A 21,239-nucleotide genomic window follows, 5' to 3' on the forward strand; every position below is an offset into this window, starting at 1 on the left:
AAATAACTTTATTATACCCAACCATTTTAATCAGAATTAAATTTAACCATACCATTTTAATCAACTTAAAATATTTATTTACAAGTGTTTTAGTTGGATTTAACAATCAATCCAAACTATTTTAGTAAGATATTTTATTTAAAATTATTTAAATACATAAGATATTGTTTTATATAAAAAAGATAATTAAGTTTTTATTTAAAATATATTTATTGTTTATTTTTAATATATTTTGATTAATAATGAAATTAATATGTATCGAGGTTTATTCTATGAGCCTTAAAAATCTAGATATTAATGCCAAATTAGTTAGAGAAATTACGATTATTCTAATAATTAAAGTCGTGCTTCTCTTAACAATCAAACATATTTGGTTTGACGCTCCCACTATCCCCAAAAATTTCGACAATCAGGTCGCCGAGCATATTGCAGGCGATAACACTTCCCACATTAAGGAGACACGTTGATGATTTCTGAAAGCGTGGTTGATCTTTCGCGGTTCCAATTTGCCATGACCGCAATGTATCACTTTCTTTTCGTACCTTTGACCCTAGGCCTTGCATTTATTCTGGCTATTATGGAAACAACTTATGTGATATCTGGTAAAGAAATTTACAAAGATATGACTAAGTTTTGGGGAAAATTATTTGGTATTAACTTTGCCTTAGGTGTAACTACAGGCTTAACCATGGAGTTCCAATTCGGGACAAACTGGGCATATTACTCACATTATGTAGGTGATATTTTCGGTGCACCATTAGCAATTGAAGGCTTAATGGCATTCTTCCTTGAGTCAACATTTATTGGTTTATTCTTTTTCGGATGGGATCGCCTGAGCAAAGTACAACATTTAGGTGTAACTTGGTTAGTTGCTCTTGGCTCTAATATGTCAGCGCTCTGGATTTTAGTTGCGAATGGCTGGATGCAAAACCCGGTAGGTGCAGCATTTAACTTCGAAACCATGCGTATGGAGCTTGTCGATTTCGGTGCACTTATTTTCAACCCAGTTGCACAGGTTAAATTTGTACATACTGTTTCTGCCGGATATGTAACAGGTGCGATTTTCGTACTTGCCATTTCAAGCTACTATCTACTCAAAAAACGTGACCTACCTTTTGCCCGCCGTTCATTTGCAATTGCCGCCATTTTTGGTCTTGCCTCTACACTTTCAGTGATTTTGCTTGGTGATGAATCTGGTTATGAGTTAGGTGATGTGCAAAAAACTAAACTCGCTGCAATTGAAGCAGAATGGGATACTCACCCTGCTCCTGCTCCATTTACGTTATTTGGTGTACCCAACCATGAAGAAATGCGAACAGACTATGCAGTTAAAATTCCATATGCATTAGGTCTAATTGCAACTCGTTCAACAACTAAAGAAGTCACTGGTTTAAAAGACTTAATGCAACAGCATGAAGTGCGTATTCGTAACGGTATGCTTGCTTATGCTGAACTTGAAAAACTACGTGCTGGTGATCGCTCACCTGAGTTGTTAGCTTCATTTGAAAAAAATCAAAAAGATTTAGGTTATGGCCTACTTCTTAAAAAATATGCACCAAATGTTGTAGATGCAAGCGAACAAAACATTCAAGCAGCTGTGAAAGACACTGTTCCAAATGTTACAGCATTATTCTTCTCGTTCCGTGCAATGGTTGCATCTGGCTTCTTAATGTTGCTTCTTTTCATTTTAGCGACTTGGGCTGTTGCGAAAAGAAATGCTGAGAATAAACCTTGGCTACTTAAATATGCATTATTTGCCTTACCACTTCCATGGATTGCTGCACAAACTGGTTGGTATGTAGCTGAGGGCGGCCGTCAGCCGTGGTCTATTGGTGAGATTTTACCAACACACTTATCAGCTTCAAGTTTAAGTACAGGCGATGTGTGGGGTTCCATCCTCGCGTTAGCAGCGTTCTATACCGTCCTTTTAATTATTGAAATGTACTTAATGATTAAATTTGCTCGCTTAGGACCAAGCTCACTTCACACTGGTAAATACCATTTTGAAAAACAAGAGCCAAAAGCAGCTGTTAATGGAGAGGCTTTATCATGATTGAATACGAACTCCTGAAAATCATATGGTGGGTGTTAGTTGGGGTCTTGCTTATTGGGTTTGCTTTAACCGATGGCTTCGATATGGGCTCAATGGCACTCATGCCTTTTGTTGGCAAGACTGATAACGAACGACGTGCTGCTATTAATACCATAGCACCACACTGGGATGGTAATCAGGTCTGGTTTATTACAGCAGGTGGCGCCTTATTTGCTGCGTGGCCAATGGTTTACGCGGTTGCATTCTCCGGAATGTATTGGGCCTTATTACTTGTGCTATTTGCCCTGTTCTTACGCCCTGTAGGTTTTGACTATCGTTCTAAACTCGAAAATAAAAAATGGCGCAACTCTTGGGACTGGGGCCTTTGTATTGGTGGTGCCGTGCCTGCTCTAGTTTTCGGTGTAGCATTCGGTAATTTATTCTTAGGTATTCCTTTTAGTTTAGATAGCACATTGCGCTCTGAATATTCGGGTAGCTTCTTTGCTCTTCTTAACCCGTTTGCTTTAGTTTGCGGCATTGTCAGTTTATCTATGTTGTGTGCGCACGGCGGTGCTTGGCTTATGCTTCGCACAGACGGCGCTTTAAAACAGCGTTCTGCTAAGGCCACTCAAATTATGGCAGCAGTATTCTTGGTTTGCTTTCTTGTTATTGGAGCTTGGTTATGCTTCGGTCAAGTTCCTGGTTATAGCTATGCTGCAGCAATTGATACAAATGCTGCACTTAACCCTTTAGCTAAACAGGTAGTCACAAATAACAACTCAGGTTGGATGAACAATTACACTAATTATCCAATTACCAAGATCGCTCCAGTTCTCGCAATTTTAGGGGCAATTATTGCATTCTTTACAGCATCAAAAGCAAAAGCAGGCTTAAGCTTTGCTGGCACAAGCTTAATGATTGTAGGTGCGATCTTAACTGCTGGTTTTGCACTCTTCCCATTTTTATTACCATCAAGTGTCAATCCAAACTCTAGCTTAACAATGTGGGATGCGGTATCAAGCCATCGTACTTTAGGGGTTATGACTGTTGCTGCATGCATATTCGTTCCGATCATTTTGCTCTACACCAGTTGGTCGTATTACAAAATGTGGGGCGTGATTACCAACAAACATATCGAGTCAAACTCGCACAGCTTGTACTAATAAGGAGAAGCATATGTGGTATTTCGCATGGATTCTTGGAATTTTGATGGCATGTTTTGCGGGTGTACTCAGTGCACTTTATATCGAACATCATCAAAATTTAGATGAGGAATAAATCATGGCAAACGCAATGACAGCACCAAATCAACGAAAAGCTCAAGCATTCGCAATGGCCATTTCATTTCTGTTGGCATTGCCGCTTGCTGTAATTTTACTGGTGCATCCTTCCCTCATGTTAGATGCAAACGGACACTACAATCATAGCCAGCTTATGCTGGTGATGGTGGGTATTTCTGGAGGCTTCATTTACGGGGTTGGTTTTGTACCACACTTCTGGTTATGGAAATGGTTATTTAGCCCATGGGTAGCTTGGCCTCTCATGCTTTTAGGCTATTACATCTGGTTTTTAACCTAAAAAAAGGACCTCATTTGAGGTCCTTTTTCATTTCAATTAGTTTAATTGGTATAAGTGGTATTCCAACGTCTGCTTCAGTCGGATATGGTTCTACATGACCTGTTTTTGCATAACCACGTCTCTCATAATAAGCAATTAGCTCCGAACGTACATTTAAAACATACATGAGTGCACTGTCCAATTCTGGTGTTTTTTGCAAAGCGAACTGTTCAGCATACTCCAAAACACAGCGACCAACTTTCATATTCTGTAGATTAGGATCTGTACAGAATGTTCCTATCTCAACAGTATTGTTCTGAAATGTAAGACCAATACATGCAACAATTTGTGAAGAATCTATTTCTGCAACTAATAATACCGAGTTAGACAATTTCAATTGCTGTGTCAATTGTTCTTGACTAATACGTTGGCCTTTTACGAATTCAACTTCAGTTGTCCAGCTTCTACCTTGTTGTGTTCTATAAGAATGATTAATCAAGTCTAAAAGTGATGGAATGTCACTTAGTTCAGCTAAACGGAAATTTAAATTCATCATAAATATGCTTAGGCTATTTTAAATATTTAAAAAATAAAGCCGATATTAAATCGGCTTTATCTTGAATAGCAATTGCTTAATTTGATTGTTCAGCTAACCAAGCCATAAATTTTTGACGCTCAGCCTTAGAAGATTTTTGCCAAAGCTCGACTAGACGCTGATCATTTGTTTGTGCAACACCTGCCGAAGGTACTGTTGCGGCAATAGATGTTGTAACTTGAGAAGTAGATGGCTTGGCAGCAGCATAAACAGGTTCAGGCTGTGGTTTAGAAGGCTTTGTCGTAAAGTCAGCCACCTTACCCAACAAACCCGTTGCAAACCAAGGTCTTGCTTCGTTGTTTGCACCAGTTTGCTGAACAACCAGTTCGTTATTTGAGTTATATAAAGCGACTGTTGGTTGCTCAGCATATTTCTTTGCTTGCTCATATTTTTTTGGTACACCCACCATAGCAAGCTTATAAGTTTGACCATCTTTTAAAGTTGGAGTTTGAATTGTAACAACACCAGACTTAACAATATCGTGTTCACCATTTAGATGTTCAAAGTATTCTTGATAACGCACACTTAGGTTTGTTTCACCCGCATCAATTTTGTAGTTATTTTTAGAGGAACGGAATAATCCTGAATTGACTTCTTGACCGTTCACCGCAAGGATTACAATTTCCTCAGGTGCCGTAATTGTAACTGCTGAAAATACCGAACCGCTTAGTAATAAACCAATTGCAGCAACACTTAATCTTAAAGTCATCTGTTCACGTCTCTATAATATTTAATAGTTTGTAAAAACATGAGCAATATGCAATATGATTATGACGATTTTATGACACTATCTGTTTTAGCATAACTACACTTAAAACTTTTAAAATATATTATTGAATTATAATAAATAACTATTTTTCATGTTAATTTTGAACACAAAAAAAAGAGTACCATTGAGGTACTCTTTTGATTAACTAAAATTAGTTAAATGTTTTGAAACGATCTTCATCGTTAATAAATGCTTTCTCACCAGCTGGTGCTTCAACAGAACCAAATACTAATTGAGCACGTAATTTCCAAGTTGATGGGATATCAAATGCTTCAGCAGCGTCAGCATCAACAATTGGGTTATAGTGTTGTAAAGAAGCACCTAAACCAAGTTCTGAAAGCGCAGTCCAAGTTGCAAATTGTGCAATTGCGGTTGAATGTTCAGACCAAACTGGAAAGTTGTCTGCATATAGTTCAAATTGCTCTTGCAAGTTTTTAATAACAGCTTGATCTTCATAAAATAGTACTGTACCAACACCGGCAACGAAACTATCAATTTTTGCATTAGTACCAGCAAAAGCATCTGCAGGAACAATTTTACGTAATGCCTCACGAACCAAATTCCAAAATTTAGTATGTGATTCACCATATAGAGTAACTACACGTGAAGATTGTGAATTAAACGATGAAGGACTATGTTTAACAGCTTCACGAATTGTTTCTTCAATTTTTGTGCGATCTAATGCAACATTTTTACCAATTGCATAAATAGTACGACGGTTTTTAATTTTATCTAAGAAAGTAGACATTTTTATTTCCTACCTATTTGTTTGACCATTGGCCGTTGTTTGGGAATGAATATAGTCTATGAAACTCATTTCTTATAATCAGCATTAAAAATATGACAGTTCGTTTTATTTTCGCAACAATAAAAAAAGATATGGATATAAAAAAACCTCACTATTTCATGAGGTTTTTTTAGAGTTTAGCTGCAAATTACTTTTCTGTTTCAAATAATGCCGCTACAAATGATTTTGCCGAGAACGGTCTTAAATCATCAATTTTTTCACCCACACCAATAAAACGAATTGGTACATGAGTACGACTAGCAATATTAAACAGTACACCACCTTTTGCAGTACCGTCCAACTTAGTAATAGTAATACCAGTTAAACCTACTGCTTGATCAAATTCTTGTACTTGGTTAATTGCATTTTGCCCCGTACCTGCATCTACTACTAACATAATTTCATGAGGTGCCGTAGCATCAATTTTTTGCATAACACGCTTAACTTTTTTAAGCTCTTCCATTAAGTTGCTTTTGTTATGTAAACGACCTGCGGTATCTGCAATTAACACATCAATACCTTTAGCACGCGCACTTTCAAAAGCATCGAAGATAACCGAAGCACTATCTGCACCATGGCCTTGAGCGACAACAGCAATGTCGTTACGCTCACCCCAAATTTGCAATTGTTCAGTAGCAGCTGCACGGAATGTGTCACCTGCTGCTAACATGACTTTCTTGCCTTCGCCTTGTAAACGCTTAGCCAGTTTACCAATAGTGGTTGTTTTTCCAACACCATTAACGCCCACCATTAAAATCACATAAGGTGATTTATTAGGGTCAATATGCAAAGGCTTCACACGTGGAGCCAGTAAAGCAACCAACTCTTCTTGTAAGGCTTTATAAAGCGAATGTGAATAAATCAAATCACCACGCGCAGTACGTTCAGTCAAGTTGGTAATAATCGTTTTCGTTGCATCTACACCAATATCTGCAACTAATAATTGCTCTTCAACTTCTTCAAGCAGCTCATCATCAATTTCTTTACCACCAATTAAGATATTTACCATACCATCGGTGAAATTACGGCGAGTTTTGCTTAAACCTTCTTTCATTCGCCCAAAGAAACCAGATTTTGGTTGCTCTGGCTCAGTTGAAGGTGCCGTCTCGACAACTTCTGGTGCTTTTACTTCTTGCTTAACAGGTGACTCAACGATAGGAACATCGATAGCAGGTAAATTAGGCAATGTGACATCGTCATCCCCGATCTCAGCATCTATCAAGAATTTATTTTGCATATTCGATTGTTGTTGCATGCCGATTCCTTGAAAAGCAGCGTGTTAAAAAATAGAAAGTTTAGCATAAATTCAAGTTTTTGCCTGCTCCAATAGCGAGCAAAACCTTTCTAAAATAAAGACCATGCTTATTGAGTATCTTCTTGTGCTAACGCAGGATATTCCTTGATATGATCATGTTCAGACTGATAAGCGTACATTAACTTTAGATACTCTGCCCTATGAATTTTTGATTGAGTCATTATCAACTCTGCCATATCTTGAGTTCTAGGATATGTAGCCTGTCGAGAAAGTTGTACAATTCGTTGATACTGTTCCGAGTTCACAGGACGAAACAATGCTAAATAAGACAGCATAAAAATACAGCCAATGATAATAATCACAACCAGATTAAAACATTGGTCTGCCTTTAACTCAGACTTTAATTTAAGAAAATTTTCTTTGAATGTGAGCATGACCTACCTCTAATTGATGTAGTGTAGGGTTCAATGCACTTCAGCACAAGGTCAAAATCCAGTAAGGCTAATATTCTTTAGCCTTACTGGATGATAAACTTTAGCTTATTAAAGAACGTATTACAGAGAAGTATAAGATTGCTGCAATAATTACTAGCACCAGTAACATGGCAAAAATACTTAATCCTTCTTCAGCATCAGCTGGATGCAATTCATCTTCATCTGCAATTTTTCTAAGTTCACCATCATAAACCTGATAGAACCAAGCTTTTTGATTAGGATCCAATTGGCGAGCATAGTCAAAAACCCGTTTACGTTGCGCCAAACAATAATCACCTAAATGTATTTCTTGATGGAAAATTGCTTCGTCTAATAATTTACGATGGTAATGAGCAAGCTCTATGATTTGCTCCTCTTTAGGAGGAGTATCAAAAACAAAGCCATCGATAGTATTTGTCATAGTTATTCTCCTTGTCTTTTATTCTCATATTGATTTTACTCAAAATTATTTGTGAATAATGTTTAATCATGTATCCTAATAGTGAACCAACTAATGCTGAACAATAGTTGACAAATCCATTAATTTGTAATATTAGTTTAACAATTCTAAGTTACATTAGTTCAAAGGCAGTGGCCTTTAGAAAAAGTAATCATAATTAAAATAAGGAGTTTTATATGATTCAACGTATCTCTCATCATGATTTAGAACATGTATACGCAACTGCAGTTAACACAATTCACTCTCAAATGAATTTCCAAGATGCTGTTGCGCAGTTAGAAGAAGTTGCGCGTGCTGGTCACGGCAAAGCTGCCCTATTCTTAGCAGAGCTATATTATCAAGGTTTCCGTGTAGAACGTGATTCCATGAAAGCACAATATTGGCAGAAACTAGCCACCATGCAAGCATAAAGAGACGTCACTTAGGTGGCGTTTTTTTATACCTATCAAAAACCAAAATTACCTATTTATCTAAAGCCTTACTTCGCCACTTTAGCCGTGGCTCAGGTGGCGTTTTTTTATACCTGTAAAAAGTTCAATATAAATTAACCATAACTATGTTCATCTTGCGCTTCGCCAAAGCTTTAGTCGCTTTGTCTTGCTCAGGTGGCGTTTTTTTATATCTGAAAAAACTAAAGTTATTAATTTTTTCTGCAACCCTACTTCACTATTCTTAGTCATAACACAGCATTATTTTTTAGTATTGATTTATATAGATATTTCAAGTCATCAATATTTGTTTACGATTTGACACCTGTTTAAACTGAAATGTCATGTGGTTTTCTTATAATAAGCAAGACAAGTTGAAAACCTTTAAATTTAAAATGAACAGTTTAAGTAATCTACAACCGGTTTCTAAAGACTTGATGATCAAGATTTATATTTTAAGAACCATGATGTATTGTGGAGTTCTTTGGGGACTATTTGATGAAGGCTGGGCCATTAAATCAGATCAGGAAGATTTTATTTTTCCTTTTTGGTTAAATGGAGTGCAAGCACATCGATATGCCAAAACTCATTGGCCTAATTACAAGCCAAGAAAAATTACCCCAAAAGACTTTCATGAATCTTTATTACCTACTTTAACACGGTTAAAAGTTACCCCTGCATTATTTAACTCATCTCATCGTAAGTTGAAGTTATCTACTCAACAAATGCATCATTTCTTTTTTAATCATCCAAAATGGCAGGTAGCTTAAAGTTTTTAAGCTACCAAATTTAGAGTGCTTTTTGAGCGCTTAAGCGTAAAACTAATATTTGAATGACTCGTAAGTCTTTGCTTTTTTCAAAAATCGAGCTAATTTAAATCAAAATGATAAAACAACAGGACAGAAGAAATGACTATCGTTGCACAAGTAATTAAGAACAAATCTGAACAAGCCATTTTTACAATTTCACCCGAAGCGACTGTCCTCGAAGCAATTACGATTATGGCGGAAAAAGGTATTGGTGCTTTAGTTGTAGCAGAAGGTGAAAAAGTTGTTGGAATATTATCTGAACGAGATTACACACGAAAAGTAACGCTTATGGAGCGTTCTTCTTATAGCACCACAGTTGCTGAAATTATGACGGCAAAAGTAATAACCGTAGGTTTAAACAATACAGTTGAAGAATGTTTACAACTCATGACTGATCGTCATTTACGACACTTACCTGTATTAGATAATGAAAAATTAGTTGGTTTTATTTCAATTGGTGACTTAGTTAAAGCAGCTATGGAAGATCAGAAAGTTTTAATTGAACAATTAAAGCAATATATTTCAGGCTAAATACAAAAATAAAAATGGGCGATTAACGCCCATTTTTTATTGTCTTTAAAAATTAAAGATAATTCGTAATTAAAGCAACTAAACGCTCTAGCAAAATATCAGCTTGAGCTTGTGTCATGTTGATTGGCGGTAATAAACGAACCACCGAACCTGCCGTAACGTTAATAATAAGTTTGTATTCATCACGAGCAATCGCAACAAGTTCAGCACAATCTTTAGGTAGTTGAATACCGATCATCATACCGAAACCACGTACTTGCACATTCTTATCCGACAATTGGGCACGTAATTGATCAACAATATAATTACCTACTACTGCTGCATTCTCTACCGCATTTTCCTTCTGGATTGTGTCAATTACCGTATAAACCACACGAGAACCCAATACTGTACCGCCATAAGTAGAACCATGACTGCCTGGCCCTAACAAACCTACAGCCTTACCTTGAGTCATTACAGCACCTACAGGGAAACCATTACCCAATCCTTTTGCTGTAGTTAAAACATCCGGAATAATATTTGTATGTTGATACGCAAAGTATTTACCGGTACGACCATTACCAGTTTGGATTTCATCTAGCATCATCAACCAGTTATGCTGATTACAAATTTGGCGAACTTCTTCTAAATAGCTAAATCCTTGAGGTGCAGTATTAATACCACCTTCACCTTGGATTGGTTCAATTAAAATAGCAACGATATCTGGATGCTGTAAGGCTGCCTCTTGAATGGCTTCAATGTCACCAAATGGGACTCGAATAAAGCCTTCCACCAAAGGTGCAAAACCGTCTTGTACTTTCTTGTTACCAGTTGCAGAAAGTGTCGCCAAAGTACGACCATGAAATGATTGTTCAGCCACAATAATCTTTGGCAAGCTTATACCTTGTTGAGTACCAAATTTACGAGCAATTTTAATCGCTCCTTCGTTTGACTCGGCACCACTGTTTGAAAAGAAAATTTCTTCCATACCTGAAACCTCAGCAAGCTTTTGCGCCGCAGCAGTTTGCCAAGGAATTTCAAATAAATTGCTCGTATGCACGAGAGTAGCTGCTTGTTCTGCAATTGCCTCGGCAATAGCTGGGTGAGCATGTCCTAGTCCACATACAGCAATACCAGTAAGTGCATCTAAATATTCTGTACCATCTTGTGTATAAAGATATGCCCCTCGGCCTCGGACAAAACTGATCGCTTGGCGACCATAAGTAGCCATTAAGTGTGTTGGTTGATCAGGTTGTACTGGAGCTAGGGTAATATCAGTCATCACGAACTCTGTCTGTATGAGGTTTTAAGAAGGGTTTATATAAACAAAAACTTGCACTGATGAAAAGTCTCATCCTTCATTTATCTAAAATTTCGTCTGCTTTTTGCTATCGCTTCGGTTTATACAATAAAATATTGAATATTCTGTGCAACTTTAAGCAACAAGGCGGTTTGCAAAGCGATGTGAACACCCCCTATAATGCTGCAAGATTAGTTGAGGATCTATTTATGACTGAACAAGCACGTGATACTGAAGCGTTAATTCGCGATCAAATTGCGAAGCATCCCGTTTTACTTTACATGAAAGGCACTCCACAGTTTCCACAATGTGGTTTCTCTGCACGTGCAGTAGAGGCGCTCAGTCAAATTGGTCGTCCATTTGCATATGTGAACATCTTAGAAAACCCTGATATTCGTGCAACTTTACCAAAAATTGCAAACTGGCCTACTTTCCCACAATTATGGGTAAACGGCGAGCTTATTGGTGGTAGCGATATCATGCTTGAAATGTTCCAAAATGGCGAATTAAAACCATTAATCGAACAATACAGCGCAGCTCCAGAAGCTTAATAATAAAAAAGCCAATCGAAAGATTGGCTTTTTTATACTTATAAATTTAACAATCACTTATACCGATATAACGAAATAGTCCCTCAACACCAAGATCTGCTTTTAAAATAGTTAAATTTTTATACGGTGTGGTAGTTATCGCATCAAAAATATTCATGTTCGGATCTTCATGCAACTCATCTACGTTTTGATTCATAACTTCTTCAAAACGATCAGCTACAAATTCAAAGCCTAAATCCATTGCAATAAACAATGTATGTTCACAAGGTTGGAGGTACTGCTCCTGTGTCCAATCAATAACTGAAAGCTTACAGATTGGACAAAGGATATTGGCCGATGCATTTTCTAATTCAACTAACTGGTAAGACATACTTTTAAAAAACCGAGAAAAATCTATTTTATGAAAAATAATATGTAAACGCTATATTTGTTTTAAGCTTCATAAAATAAATTACAAGAGCATTTCAATGTAATTACATTAAAATTTCAAATTATTTAATTCCCTTTACTCGCTCGTATTTATCGGCCTTTTACAAAAAATTAAAATCAAACTTTATCGTTGCAAAACTAATAATGTAAAATCTTTAGTGTTGCATAAATAGGATATTTTAATGCTCACAGATCTTGATGATTTTTATTGTTTTGCCCTTGTTGTTGAGCATGGTGGATTTAGTGCTGCCGAACGTGTTACGGACATTCCAAAATCAAAATTAAGTCGTCGTGTTTATAATTTAGAGGAAAATTTAGGGGTTCGCTTAATTCAGCGCAGTTCTCGTCATTTTGCTGTTACCGATATCGGGATGGATATCTATAGACACGCACAAGTTATGATGAATGCTGCTCAAGCAGCCCATGATTTAGTTGATCACTTAAGTATTCAACCAAGAGGCGTAGTCAAAGTAAGCGTTCCTGTAGACATTGCACAAAACCAGCTACCTAAAATTTTACCGGCATTCTTAAAAAAATATCCCGAAATTCGTTTACAACTTATTGTAAGCAACCGTCGCGTTGATGTGATTAATGAAGGTATTGATGTAGCTCTACGTGTCAGATCTAAATTAGATGATGACCCTAGCTTAGTACTTAGACAGTTTGCGCTCATAGAACAAAGTTTATTCGCAAGCCAAGCTTACTTAAATGAGTTTGGTAATATTAAGTCACCTGATGAGTTAAGCGATCATCGTATTTTAAGCTTGTCCGAAGAGCATTTAGATCAACAATTTATTTTACATGGTCCAGATAGCCAACTGAAAAAAGTGAAAGTTAGCCCCACTGTAATGGGAACAAATCTTTATATGCTTGCCCAACTTGCAAGTCAGAATTGTGGTATTGCCTTATTGCCAGAAACAGCAGCTGAAGATTTTGTAAAATCGGGTCAGCTTGTACAAATCTTACCGGACTGGAAAGCAGCTCACGGTATATTCCACGCTGTTTACCCATCTCGTAGAGGACTACTTCCAGCAGTGCGTGTATTTATTGATTATCTTGTGGAACATCTCTCAGAGCATTAATAAATTAAGCTCCATAAAAAAGTTCGATGTTATATCGAACTTTTTATTTTATAACGATTAAGTTTTTGGATAATTTCCCACCCCTTCTGGCCAAGGTGTAAGTAGCTCAAAACCTGTATCTGTAACTGCAACCATATGTTCCCATTGAGCAGATAAAGAAAGATCTTGAGTAATGACGGTCCAACCATCATTTAATTCTTTAACTTGAGGTTTGCCTGCATTCACCATAGGTTCAATTGTAAAGACCATACCTTTCTTTAGAACCAAACCTTGTCCACGTTGACCATAATGCAGAATATTAGGCTGCTCATGGTAAACTTTACCAATGCCATGCCCACAATACTCTCGAACAATGCTATAACCCTCGCGATGAGCAACCGATTGAATAGCGTAACCAATATCACCTAAAGTAGCGCCAGGTTTCACTGCATGAATACCAGCAACCATTGCCTCATAAGTTGTTTCAACCAACTTTTTCGCATGTGGATTTACGTTTCCAACGTAGTACATACGGCTCGTATCGCCAAAGTAACCATCTTTAATAATCGCTACATCAATATTAATAATATCGCCATCTTTTAAAACTTTATTTGGAGATGGAATACCATGACACACCACTTCATTGACTGAAGTACATATTGTTTTTGTGAAACCGTGATAACCAACATTGGCTGGTATGACCTTTAAAGTATTTACGATGTAATCATTGCAAATATTGTCTAAATACTCAGTTGTTACGCCTGGCTTAACGTACTTCCCTATCATTTCTAAAACTTGTGCAGCCAAACGCCCAGAAATTCTTAATTTTTCCAGATCTTGTTCTGTTTTAATTGTAACAGTAGAAGCTCTCATTCAATTTTATCCTCGTAGGCACTGTTTTGATCACACCTACAAAAATGTTAGTTAATTTATAGTATTTTAGAATGGATATATGATAGGCGGAAAGCTTTAAATGCCCAAATATTCAACATTCATAATAGTATTTTATATTTTTATTTTTACATAATTTTTTTAAAAAATCAGAGTTAAAAACTATTTTCTCTATTTCTTTCAAAGGTTTTTCAAATAGATAACTTAACCAGTTGATATTTTTCATATCTCTGACTGATTTAGAAAACTTGAAAAATCTCTTTTTCACATAAAATAGCGCTTGATCATGCTCTCTTTTACTCTAAAATTCTTTCTTTTTTGTTAAATTTAATTTATGCAACAACTTCGTACTGGAGATATTATTGCCTTAGGTTTTATGACCTTTGCCCTCTTTATTGGGGCAGGTAATATTATCTTTCCTCCCATTGTCGCACAGCAAGCTGGTGATCATGTATGGTTAGCGGCCATAGGCTTTTTGATTACTGCTGTTGGCTTACCCGTAATTACGATTATGGCACTCTCTCGCATGCAGGGTTCCATTGAAATCATTAGTTCACCTTTAGGGCGTATCGCAAGTCTGATTTTAACAGTAGTCTGTTATTTATCAGTTGGTCCTTTATTTGCTACACCACGAACTGCAACAGTTTCTTATGAAATTGGTTTTTCCTCTTATTTCGGAACATCAAGCAGTAGTCTTTTAATTTATAGCGCAATCTATTTTACATTTGTTACTTTAGTTTCGTTATATCCAAACAAGCTTTTAGACACAGTTGGACATGTTCTAGCACCTCTAAAAATTATCGCTTTAGCAATTTTAGGTATTGCAGCGGTTATGATTCCTGCGGGCTACGTTCCTGCTCCAATTAATCATTACGTTAACTCTCCTGTTTCGGAAGGTTTCGTAAATGGTTATCTTACTATGGACACTTTAGGTGCCTTAGTATTTGGTATCGTTATTATTCAAGCAATTTATTCGCGTGGTGTTACAGATAAAAAGCTAGTCACCAAATATGCAATTATTGCTAGCCTTATTTCAGGTGTTGGTCTTACTTTAGTGTACTTAAGCTTATTTAAATTAGGTTTAGGTAGTCACGAAGTTGCTCCAAATGCCGCAAATGGTGCTGTAATTCTGCATGCCTATGTTCAACATGCTTTTGGAAATATGGGTTCATTATTCCTAACTGGACTTATTTTCTTAGCGTGTATGGTAACTGCAATTGGTTTAACTTGTGCGTGTGGTGAATATTTTGCTCAACTCACCAAGTTACCTTATAAGCTTTTAGTATTTATCTTAGTTGGTTTCTCTTTCATTATTTCTAATCTTGGATTGACCAAACTCATTGCTGTATCAGTACCGGTTTTAAGTGCAATTTATCCACCAGCTATTGTGGTTATTATGCTCAGTTTCTTCTGGAAATTTTGGCATAAACCATCTTTTATTGTTGGTTCAGTAACAAGTATTGCTTTAATTTTCGGAATTATCGATGGGCTTAAGGTTGCGGGTTTTGGAGATAATCTTCCTATGTTCCTTCAACATTTACCATTAAATGAACAGAATTTAGCATGGTTGATCCCATCTTTAGTTGTTCTTGCGGTAACTACCCTTATCGACAAAGTTAAACATAAAAGCATTTAACCTGGTGTTTTTTTGAAATCGAGTTTTACCCAAACATGATTTTATATATTGAATAAAATGCTGCGTTTACCCAACCAGCATTTTATTTCCAACACTAGTATTTAATGACAATTCAACTATAGATATAATTAATTTTTGCTGTAATATTACATTAAAATAATTTTTAGCTTACTCAGGAAAGAAGAGCATAAATGAAAAGTAAATATTATCTAACATTAGCAGATGCAGAGTTTTTAATGGAAGAAGCTCAAAAATATGCAATCGAACACAACTTCAAAGTCAGTATAGCTATTGTTGATGAAACAAGCTCTTTATTACTTATGAAACGCCTAGATGGTGCCTCTCCTCTCAGTACACATATATGCCTAGAAAAGGCTAAATGCTCATCAATGAGTGGCCGTCCGTCAAAATTTTACGAAGAACTTCTTCAAAATGGCCGTCTTGGTTTCTTAAGTCTACCAAGTGCTAAAGGTATGCTAGAAGGCGGAAAAGCGATTATTTATGAAGGCCAGATTTTAGGTGCAATTGGTGTTTCTGGTGTCCAATCTTTTGAAGATGCTGAAATTGCACAACACGCAATTGATGTCTTCTTAAAGAAACAAAGCAACTAAAGTAAATTGAGAGAAAAGAGAAGTTATTACACTTTTCACCTAAAAATTTCTCTTTTCTAAAATATTAAGTATTTTATACAAAAATATTTAATATTTACCTTTTTTATACCTTAACTATTTATAAATATAGAGGTTTTCATAAAACTGTTCAAAAATTTTTCAATTGACTATTGAATTAAGCTAAAAATACAAGTACAACATTAAACTTATTCTTGACTAAAACATTCGGTTTTAGCGCAACCACAAGGAGGGATGGAGATGTTATCATTACATTTCAACAAACAAGTCTTCATTAACACTCTGAACAGTAAAGATTCAGTTGTTTATGGAGTAACAACACTTGCTCTTATGCTGACTCTACTGTTTCAAGGTATGATTAAAGGGAATCTGAAACCCGAATACTTTATGTATGCCATGGTTGTTTCTTTTGTATTTTGTGTATGGGCCTTTGTCGACCACAAAATGCGAAAATTAGCTAAAAGACGACTTAGTCAACAGAAATAAGAATTCAAAAATGGATGAGCAATCATCCATTTTTTATTTATTTAAAAATAGAAAAATCGTTCCCATTACCAAAATAGCAGTTGCCAGCAGCTCAGTAATAATTAAAGCAATCATCATAAATGTCATCAGCCATGTCGGCAAATTAACCTGCCCTAACCTATGCGGTTGTTTAAATTGATTGGTCGTATCCTGCAAAAACCCATGAATGATATAAACTAAAATTGAGAAACTAAAAAACAGTATATTTGCCAATACACACCATACAGCAATATCCTCATTTAAAACAGTGAAATAGCTCAATACAGCTAGAATGAGTGTAGCTGCTGCATAAAGCAAACTGCTTCTATGTGCAATATCTACATAATAATGTGCACGGCTTAATTCGGAACGGCGAATTTGCCAATATTTCCATACCCCGGTTAACATTCCTATCCATAAAAAGACGCCACTAAAGACAATAGCCAACTGTACGGCTTTCGATAAATCCATCATTTCCTTTATTCGTTTTATTAAAATTTGATGAGTTATATAACATAAATCTTGACTTTGTAGTCACAATTTAATCAAGTGCCTTTTCAGAACTCATGTACATTAAGATAAATGATTAGCCAATTAACTTTAAATCTATGGATAAGACTTTTGAATCTTTTTGGATTACCTGTAAAGATGGTTATCAGCTTGCAGCTCAATTTTATCCTGCTCAAGAAAAGAAAACTGAATATCCTATTCTCATTTGTCCAGCAACAGGTATAACTAAAAACTTTTATCACTCTTTCGCCGCATGGTTAAGCCAACAAGGCTACGATGTATTGAGTTTTGACTTTCGTGGTATTGGCGAGTCCCTACATGGCGCTTTAAAACAAAGCATCGCAAGTATTTCCGACTGGGGAACACTTGATATTCCTGCTGCAATTGATGCTTTATTAATAAAAACGAAATCAGATCAAGTTATCCTTATTGGACATAGTGCTGGTGGACAACTACTAGGAGTTGTACCTAATTATAATAGAGTCGCAAAAGTAATAACGGTTGCTGGTTCAACTGGACATATTAAAGGCCTTAAAGGAAAAACCAAGGTTTTAGCACCAGTTATGTTTAATATTATCTTTCCTATCTCTAGTCTTGTTAAAGGTTATGGAGCAACTCAATTTATTGGTATGGGAGAAAACCTACCTAAAAAAGTTGCTCAACAATGGCGAGAGTTTTGTAGCCGTCCTGGATATGTGAAAAATGCCATAGGCAAGACGATTTTTCATGATTTTCATTCAGATATTCAATGTCCTATTACGGCTATTTGGGCCGATGATGATGAGATTGCAACTAAACGTAATGTACAAGAATTATTAAGTTTATATCCAAACGCAAATAAAAAAATGATTGAACTTAGCCCAAAAGATTTAGGCTATAAAGCAATTGGTCATATGCTGCTATTTAAAAAATCACATCAAAAACTTTGGTCTATTTTAGAACAAGAAATTAATCATTAAACCCTGCTTTTATTTTCACCTCTAAGTCAGTAATCCGGCTTAGAGGTTTTTTTGTATTAAAAACGAGCAGCTTTTTACTTAAATGCGTCGATATACATTTAAAGTTCTGCTAAGGTAATTCATCTGAAGCTGTTGTCAAAACAGGTATATTTACTTATTTAATGCAAACAGCTTCTTTTTTTCTGTTTTAGCTAAAGCCAAAGAAATTGTTCAAGGATAATTATGCTAGCACTAGAGCCTCAACATATTCATATGAATCAACATGCTGTTGATAAAACACATGCATTAAAGTGTCTAGTAGATATATTAGAAAAAGATGGGTTAGTTACGCCTGAATATATAACAGGACTCATCAATCGTGAACAACAAAGCGCGACTTACTTAGGCCAAGGCATTGCCATTCCCCACGGTACTCCTCAATCACGTGAATATATTTTAAAAACAGGTATTCGCTTAGCCCATTTCCCTGAAGGTGTGATCTGGGATGGAGAAAATAAAATTTATTTAGCTGTCGTTATTGCAGCAAAATCTGATGAACATTTGCAAGTTTTGCAAATTCTTACTCGTGCCTTAATGCATGACGTCAGCGAACAAGTAAAAAATGCTTCTAAACCTGAGCAGATTATCGAATTACTACAAGCTCAGCCATTATCTTTAGCACTTCATGAAAATCTTATTCAAACCGAAATCGATGCACAAGATATCGAAGATTTACTTTGGGCCGCCTCTCAAACACTAAAAAAACATAATTTTGTAAAATGTGGTTTTCTAAGTTCACTTGATCCAGAACAAGCCATTCAACTGCAAGATCAAATCTGGTCCATTTCTAGCAATCATTTTGTTCAGCAACCAGCTATTAGCATTACTAAACCATCACAGGCTTTAGAACTAAATGGTAAAAAGCTGAACACCCTCGTTTGTATAGCAGCCAATGACCAACTCGATAACGAAAGATTTAATCGTTTAATTGATATTTTATTTAACCCTGAGCAAGTTGCCGAGCTAGATAAAACTCAAACTCCAAATGAAATTGCAAAAATTATTGGGGCTGAAGTTGTTCCGGACTGGCCTCAACGCTCAGTTGTACTGGCAAATGCTCACGGCTTACATGCCCGACCAGCTACACACCTTGTTAATCTTACAAAAACTTTCCAAGGTGATATTCAAGTTGCTGTAGACGATGGTAGTTTTGTTTCTGCTAAAAGTTTAACTCGTCTTTTAGCCTTAGGTTGTAAACGTGGTCAAACTCTACGTTTTATCGCAGAACCAGAAACCGATGCCGTAGAAGCCTTAGATCAAGTTATTTTGGCAGTGCAGCAAGGCTTAGGTGAAGAAGTTGAAGCGCTACCTGTAACCAGTGAAACACCTAACCAGCTTCCTGCTCAAACTGCAATATCAAATGCTACGACATTGGGCAACAATACGGGAATTGCAGCATCAAGTGGCTTAGCTTTTGGACCAGTACATGTGATTAAACCAAAGGTTTATCAATATGAACGTATGGGTTTAAGTGTAAAAGCTGAGAAAGAAAATTTAGATATTGCATTACATGCTGTAAAAAATAATATTCACCAAGTTATTGCCAAAGCTGATGCTTCTGAAATTAAACAAATCTTTCAAGCTCATTTAGAAATGCTTGATGATCCTGATTTGATTAATGGTGTATATCAAAAAATTAACCAAAATTTATCAGCGCCTGCTGCTTGGCATGAGCATATTGAAGCTGCAGCTAAAGCACAGGAAGCTCTACCGGACCGTTTACTTGCTGAACGTGCAACAGACTTACGTGACATTGGTGACCGAGTCTTAACACAGTTATGTGGTGAAGTGGTTATTGAAGAGCCTAAAGAGCCATATATTCTAATCATGCACGATGTTGGACCAAGTGATGTCGCTCGTCTCAACAAAGATCGAGTCGCAGGTATTCTCACTGCTATAGGTGGTGCAAGTGCACATAGTGCAATTGTGGCACGTGCTTTAGGTATTCCAGCTATTGTTGGTGCTGGTGAACAAGTCCTAGAAATTGATCCAAAAAGTACTTTACTTATTAATGGTGACACAGGTACTTTCGTTTTAAATCCAGATGCAGCTCAAATCGAACAAGCTAAGCAAGAGCGTGAACAACAGCGTCAAATCCGTGAAGAAGCCGAACGTCATAGCCAAGAGCCGGCTATTACTTTAGATCAACATCAAATCGAAATTGCAGCCAATTTAGGTAAAGTTCAAGCAACCGCACAAGCTGTAGAATGTGGTGCAGAAGCGATTGGTCTGCTTAGAACCGAACTTGTTTTCATGTCTCATAGCAGTGCACCTAATGAAATTGTCCAAGAAGCTGACTACCGAGTGGTATTAGATGCACTTGCTGGCCGCCCACTTGTTGTACGAACATTAGACGTAGGTGGTGACAAACCCTTACCTTATCTACCAATTGCTGAGGAAGAAAATCCATTCCTAGGGTTAAGAGGAATTCGTTTAACCTTAAGACGTCCTGAGATTTTAAGGCAGCAATTAACTGCTTTATTGAAAGCATCAGATAATCGCCCACTACGAATTATGTTCCCAATGATTGGACGTGTTGAAGAATGGCGCGCTGCAAAAGCGATTCTTGATGAAGTAAGAGCTCAACATCCATGTGATAATTTACAAGTTGGCATTATGATTGAAGTTCCGTCTGCTGCTCTACTTGCGCCAATTCTTGCACAAGAAGTCGACTTTTTCAGTATCGGAACAAATGACCTAACTCAATATACTTTAGCGATTGACCGAGGCCACCCAATACTCTCAGCTGAAGCAGATGGGTTACACCCAAGTATTCTGAACTTGATTGATCAAACTGTTAAAGCTGCCCACAAACACGGCAAATGGGTAGGAATCTGTGGTGAGCTTGCAGCAGACCCGAAAGCTGTACCTATTCTCATGGGATTAGGCGTAGATGAACTGAGTATGTCTCCAAATAGCATTCCTTTAGTAAAAGCTCAAATCCGTACACTAAGCTATAGCCATGCTCAAAAGCTTGCGCAACAAGCTTTACTATGCGATAGCGCCCCTGCTGTGCGCCAGCTATCTGAACAAGACTTATAAGATTGGGAATAGT

Annotated in this window: 25 protein-coding genes; 15 read left to right on the forward strand and 10 right to left on the reverse strand. The window is 36.7% G+C overall.

Features of this window, described 5'->3' with window-relative positions:
- Positions 1-272 precede the first annotated feature (272 nt).
- Genes cydP through J582_RS08795 form a run of 5 tightly spaced genes read left to right on the forward strand, consistent with a single transcriptional unit; the run spans position 273 to position 3,610 of the window.
- On the forward strand, positions 273-467 hold the full coding sequence (cydP, locus tag J582_RS0104465) for a cytochrome oxidase putative small subunit CydP (protein ID WP_004701293.1): 195 nt from the start codon (positions 273-275) through the stop codon (positions 465-467).
- The gene (locus J582_RS08785; protein ID WP_004708483.1) at positions 467-2,053 is read left to right on the forward strand and encodes a cytochrome ubiquinol oxidase subunit I; all 1,587 of its coding nucleotides are present in this window, start codon (positions 467-469) and stop codon (positions 2,051-2,053) included. Before cydP ends, J582_RS08785 begins: the two co-directional genes overlap by 1 nt.
- Complete coding sequence (cydB, locus tag J582_RS08790; RefSeq protein ID WP_031982727.1) at positions 2,050-3,195, forward strand: cytochrome d ubiquinol oxidase subunit II; 1,146 nt, start codon at positions 2,050-2,052, stop codon at positions 3,193-3,195. The genes J582_RS08785 and cydB overlap by 4 nt, the downstream gene beginning before the upstream one ends.
- 13 nt (positions 3,196-3,208) lie before the next feature.
- The gene (cydX, locus tag J582_RS0104470; RefSeq protein ID WP_000270276.1) at positions 3,209-3,310 is read left to right on the forward strand and encodes a cytochrome bd-I oxidase subunit CydX; all 102 of its coding nucleotides are present in this window, start codon (positions 3,209-3,211) and stop codon (positions 3,308-3,310) included.
- Positions 3,311-3,610 carry a cyd operon YbgE family protein gene (locus J582_RS08795; protein WP_079377014.1) on the forward strand — a complete coding sequence of 100 codons (300 nt, stop codon included), beginning with the start codon at positions 3,311-3,313 and terminating at the stop codon, positions 3,608-3,610.
- Between the two features lie 10 nt (positions 3,611-3,620).
- Here the strand turns inward: J582_RS08795 and J582_RS08800 are convergent, their stop codons facing one another.
- The 6 genes from J582_RS08800 to J582_RS08820 form a co-directional block, all read right to left on the reverse strand.
- Positions 3,621-4,145 (reverse strand): GNAT family N-acetyltransferase, encoded by a 525-nt coding sequence (locus tag J582_RS08800; protein WP_031982729.1) that lies wholly within the window; start codon positions 4,143-4,145, stop codon positions 3,621-3,623.
- A 76-nt stretch (positions 4,146-4,221) separates the two neighbouring features.
- Positions 4,222-4,893 (reverse strand): DUF2057 domain-containing protein, encoded by a 672-nt coding sequence (locus J582_RS08805; protein ID WP_031982730.1) that lies wholly within the window; start codon positions 4,891-4,893, stop codon positions 4,222-4,224.
- Positions 4,894-5,104: 211 nt separating this feature from the next.
- Positions 5,105-5,701: a nitroreductase family protein gene (locus J582_RS08810; protein WP_002050635.1), complete on the reverse strand. Its 597-nt coding sequence runs from the start codon at positions 5,699-5,701 to the stop codon at positions 5,105-5,107.
- Positions 5,702-5,888: 187 nt separating this feature from the next.
- Positions 5,889-6,995 carry a signal recognition particle-docking protein FtsY gene (ftsY, locus tag J582_RS08815; RefSeq protein WP_002050665.1) on the reverse strand — a complete coding sequence of 369 codons (1,107 nt, stop codon included), beginning with the start codon at positions 6,993-6,995 and terminating at the stop codon, positions 5,889-5,891.
- A gap of 107 nt (positions 6,996-7,102) precedes the next feature.
- Positions 7,103-7,429: a hypothetical protein gene (locus tag J582_RS0104475; RefSeq protein WP_032047770.1), complete on the reverse strand. Its 327-nt coding sequence runs from the start codon at positions 7,427-7,429 to the stop codon at positions 7,103-7,105.
- 100 nt (positions 7,430-7,529) lie between these two features.
- Positions 7,530-7,889, reverse strand: coding sequence for a hypothetical protein (locus tag J582_RS08820; RefSeq protein ID WP_002050680.1), 360 nt, complete (start codon positions 7,887-7,889; stop codon positions 7,530-7,532).
- Between the two features lie 215 nt (positions 7,890-8,104).
- On the opposite strand from J582_RS08820, the gene J582_RS08825 reads away from it, so the two are divergent.
- From J582_RS08825 to J582_RS08835, 3 genes are all read left to right on the forward strand, one after another.
- The gene (locus tag J582_RS08825) at positions 8,105-8,338 is read left to right on the forward strand and encodes a hypothetical protein (protein ID WP_002050673.1); all 234 of its coding nucleotides are present in this window, start codon (positions 8,105-8,107) and stop codon (positions 8,336-8,338) included.
- Between the two features lie 413 nt (positions 8,339-8,751).
- Positions 8,752-9,126 carry a DUF2750 domain-containing protein gene (locus tag J582_RS08830; protein ID WP_001087274.1) on the forward strand — a complete coding sequence of 125 codons (375 nt, stop codon included), beginning with the start codon at positions 8,752-8,754 and terminating at the stop codon, positions 9,124-9,126.
- Positions 9,127-9,264: 138 nt separating this feature from the next.
- A complete protein-coding gene (locus tag J582_RS08835) occupies positions 9,265-9,696 on the forward strand; it encodes a CBS domain-containing protein (RefSeq protein ID WP_002050640.1) in 432 nt (143 codons plus the stop codon).
- 52 nt (positions 9,697-9,748) lie between these two features.
- Here J582_RS08835 and J582_RS08840 read toward each other — a convergent pair whose 3' ends face one another.
- The gene (locus J582_RS08840; protein ID WP_000129946.1) at positions 9,749-10,957 is read right to left on the reverse strand and encodes an aspartate aminotransferase family protein; all 1,209 of its coding nucleotides are present in this window, start codon (positions 10,955-10,957) and stop codon (positions 9,749-9,751) included.
- Positions 10,958-11,184: 227 nt separating this feature from the next.
- Between J582_RS08840 and grxD the strand changes: the two genes are divergently transcribed.
- Positions 11,185-11,526 (forward strand): Grx4 family monothiol glutaredoxin, encoded by a 342-nt coding sequence (grxD, locus tag J582_RS08845; RefSeq protein ID WP_000138830.1) that lies wholly within the window; start codon positions 11,185-11,187, stop codon positions 11,524-11,526.
- A 46-nt stretch (positions 11,527-11,572) separates the two neighbouring features.
- On the opposite strand, the gene J582_RS08850 is transcribed toward grxD, so the two are convergent.
- On the reverse strand, positions 11,573-11,896 hold the full coding sequence (locus tag J582_RS08850; RefSeq protein ID WP_031982735.1) for a hypothetical protein: 324 nt from the start codon (positions 11,894-11,896) through the stop codon (positions 11,573-11,575).
- 241 nt (positions 11,897-12,137) lie between these two features.
- On the opposite strand from J582_RS08850, the gene J582_RS08855 reads away from it, so the two are divergent.
- Positions 12,138-13,037 carry a LysR family transcriptional regulator gene (locus J582_RS08855; RefSeq protein ID WP_002050716.1) on the forward strand — a complete coding sequence of 300 codons (900 nt, stop codon included), beginning with the start codon at positions 12,138-12,140 and terminating at the stop codon, positions 13,035-13,037.
- A 57-nt stretch (positions 13,038-13,094) separates the two neighbouring features.
- On the opposite strand, the gene map is transcribed toward J582_RS08855, so the two are convergent.
- A complete protein-coding gene (map, locus tag J582_RS08860; RefSeq protein ID WP_031982737.1) occupies positions 13,095-13,889 on the reverse strand; it encodes a type I methionyl aminopeptidase in 795 nt (264 codons plus the stop codon).
- A gap of 352 nt (positions 13,890-14,241) precedes the next feature.
- On the opposite strand from map, the gene brnQ reads away from it, so the two are divergent.
- From brnQ to J582_RS0104480, 3 genes are all read left to right on the forward strand, one after another.
- Positions 14,242-15,543, forward strand: coding sequence for a branched-chain amino acid transport system II carrier protein (gene brnQ, locus J582_RS08865; protein WP_031982738.1), 1,302 nt, complete (start codon positions 14,242-14,244; stop codon positions 15,541-15,543).
- Positions 15,544-15,734: 191 nt separating this feature from the next.
- A complete protein-coding gene (locus J582_RS08870; RefSeq protein WP_002050687.1) occupies positions 15,735-16,154 on the forward strand; it encodes a GlcG/HbpS family heme-binding protein in 420 nt (139 codons plus the stop codon).
- Positions 16,155-16,412: 258 nt separating this feature from the next.
- Complete coding sequence (locus J582_RS0104480; protein ID WP_000949688.1) at positions 16,413-16,658, forward strand: hypothetical protein; 246 nt, start codon at positions 16,413-16,415, stop codon at positions 16,656-16,658.
- A 33-nt stretch (positions 16,659-16,691) separates the two neighbouring features.
- On the opposite strand, the gene J582_RS08875 is transcribed toward J582_RS0104480, so the two are convergent.
- Entirely contained in the window at positions 16,692-17,147 is a 456-nt protein-coding gene (locus J582_RS08875; protein ID WP_004708460.1) for a hypothetical protein, read from the reverse strand.
- Positions 17,148-17,284: 137 nt separating this feature from the next.
- On the opposite strand from J582_RS08875, the gene J582_RS08880 reads away from it, so the two are divergent.
- Together J582_RS08880 and ptsP are read left to right on the forward strand one after the other, a co-directional pair.
- The gene (locus tag J582_RS08880) at positions 17,285-18,145 is read left to right on the forward strand and encodes an alpha/beta fold hydrolase (protein WP_031982739.1); all 861 of its coding nucleotides are present in this window, start codon (positions 17,285-17,287) and stop codon (positions 18,143-18,145) included.
- Between the two features lie 222 nt (positions 18,146-18,367).
- A complete protein-coding gene (ptsP, locus tag J582_RS08885; RefSeq protein WP_031982740.1) occupies positions 18,368-21,226 on the forward strand; it encodes a phosphoenolpyruvate--protein phosphotransferase in 2,859 nt (952 codons plus the stop codon).
- The last annotated feature ends 13 nt before the right edge of the window (positions 21,227-21,239 follow it).

This window comes from Acinetobacter sp. 1566109 (genome assembly GCF_000582255.1).
Taxonomy (GTDB): domain Bacteria; phylum Pseudomonadota; class Gammaproteobacteria; order Pseudomonadales; family Moraxellaceae; genus Acinetobacter; species Acinetobacter nosocomialis.

Bases quoted from the DNA above. Each gene is read 5' to 3' on its own strand.
- cydP (WP_004701293.1), top strand. From the start codon at position 273: ATGAGCCTTAAAAATCTAGATATTAATGCCAAATTAGTTAGAGAAATT.
- J582_RS08785 (WP_004708483.1), top strand. From the start codon at position 467: ATGATTTCTGAAAGCGTGGTTGATCTTTCGCGGTTCCAATTTGCCATG.
- cydB (WP_031982727.1), top strand. From the start codon at position 2,050: ATGATTGAATACGAACTCCTGAAAATCATATGGTGGGTGTTAGTTGGG.
- cydX (WP_000270276.1), top strand. From the start codon at position 3,209: ATGTGGTATTTCGCATGGATTCTTGGAATTTTGATGGCATGTTTTGCG.
- J582_RS08800 (WP_031982729.1), bottom strand. From the start codon at position 4,145: ATGATGAATTTAAATTTCCGTTTAGCTGAACTAAGTGACATTCCATCA.
- J582_RS08805 (WP_031982730.1), bottom strand. From the start codon at position 4,893: ATGACTTTAAGATTAAGTGTTGCTGCAATTGGTTTATTACTAAGCGGT.
- J582_RS08810 (WP_002050635.1), bottom strand. From the start codon at position 5,701: ATGTCTACTTTCTTAGATAAAATTAAAAACCGTCGTACTATTTATGCA.
- ftsY (WP_002050665.1), bottom strand. From the start codon at position 6,995: ATGCAACAACAATCGAATATGCAAAATAAATTCTTGATAGATGCTGAG.
- J582_RS0104475 (WP_032047770.1), bottom strand. From the start codon at position 7,429: ATGCTCACATTCAAAGAAAATTTTCTTAAATTAAAGTCTGAGTTAAAG.
- J582_RS08820 (WP_002050680.1), bottom strand. From the start codon at position 7,889: ATGACAAATACTATCGATGGCTTTGTTTTTGATACTCCTCCTAAAGAG.
- J582_RS08825 (WP_002050673.1), top strand. From the start codon at position 8,105: ATGATTCAACGTATCTCTCATCATGATTTAGAACATGTATACGCAACT.
- J582_RS08830 (WP_001087274.1), top strand. From the start codon at position 8,752: ATGAACAGTTTAAGTAATCTACAACCGGTTTCTAAAGACTTGATGATC.
- J582_RS08835 (WP_002050640.1), top strand. From the start codon at position 9,265: ATGACTATCGTTGCACAAGTAATTAAGAACAAATCTGAACAAGCCATT.
- J582_RS08840 (WP_000129946.1), bottom strand. From the start codon at position 10,957: ATGACTGATATTACCCTAGCTCCAGTACAACCTGATCAACCAACACAC.
- grxD (WP_000138830.1), top strand. From the start codon at position 11,185: ATGACTGAACAAGCACGTGATACTGAAGCGTTAATTCGCGATCAAATT.
- J582_RS08850 (WP_031982735.1), bottom strand. From the start codon at position 11,896: ATGTCTTACCAGTTAGTTGAATTAGAAAATGCATCGGCCAATATCCTT.
- J582_RS08855 (WP_002050716.1), top strand. From the start codon at position 12,138: ATGCTCACAGATCTTGATGATTTTTATTGTTTTGCCCTTGTTGTTGAG.
- map (WP_031982737.1), bottom strand. From the start codon at position 13,889: ATGAGAGCTTCTACTGTTACAATTAAAACAGAACAAGATCTGGAAAAA.
- brnQ (WP_031982738.1), top strand. From the start codon at position 14,242: ATGCAACAACTTCGTACTGGAGATATTATTGCCTTAGGTTTTATGACC.
- J582_RS08870 (WP_002050687.1), top strand. From the start codon at position 15,735: ATGAAAAGTAAATATTATCTAACATTAGCAGATGCAGAGTTTTTAATG.
- J582_RS0104480 (WP_000949688.1), top strand. From the start codon at position 16,413: ATGTTATCATTACATTTCAACAAACAAGTCTTCATTAACACTCTGAAC.
- J582_RS08875 (WP_004708460.1), bottom strand. From the start codon at position 17,147: ATGGATTTATCGAAAGCCGTACAGTTGGCTATTGTCTTTAGTGGCGTC.
- J582_RS08880 (WP_031982739.1), top strand. From the start codon at position 17,285: ATGGATAAGACTTTTGAATCTTTTTGGATTACCTGTAAAGATGGTTAT.
- ptsP (WP_031982740.1), top strand. From the start codon at position 18,368: ATGCTAGCACTAGAGCCTCAACATATTCATATGAATCAACATGCTGTT.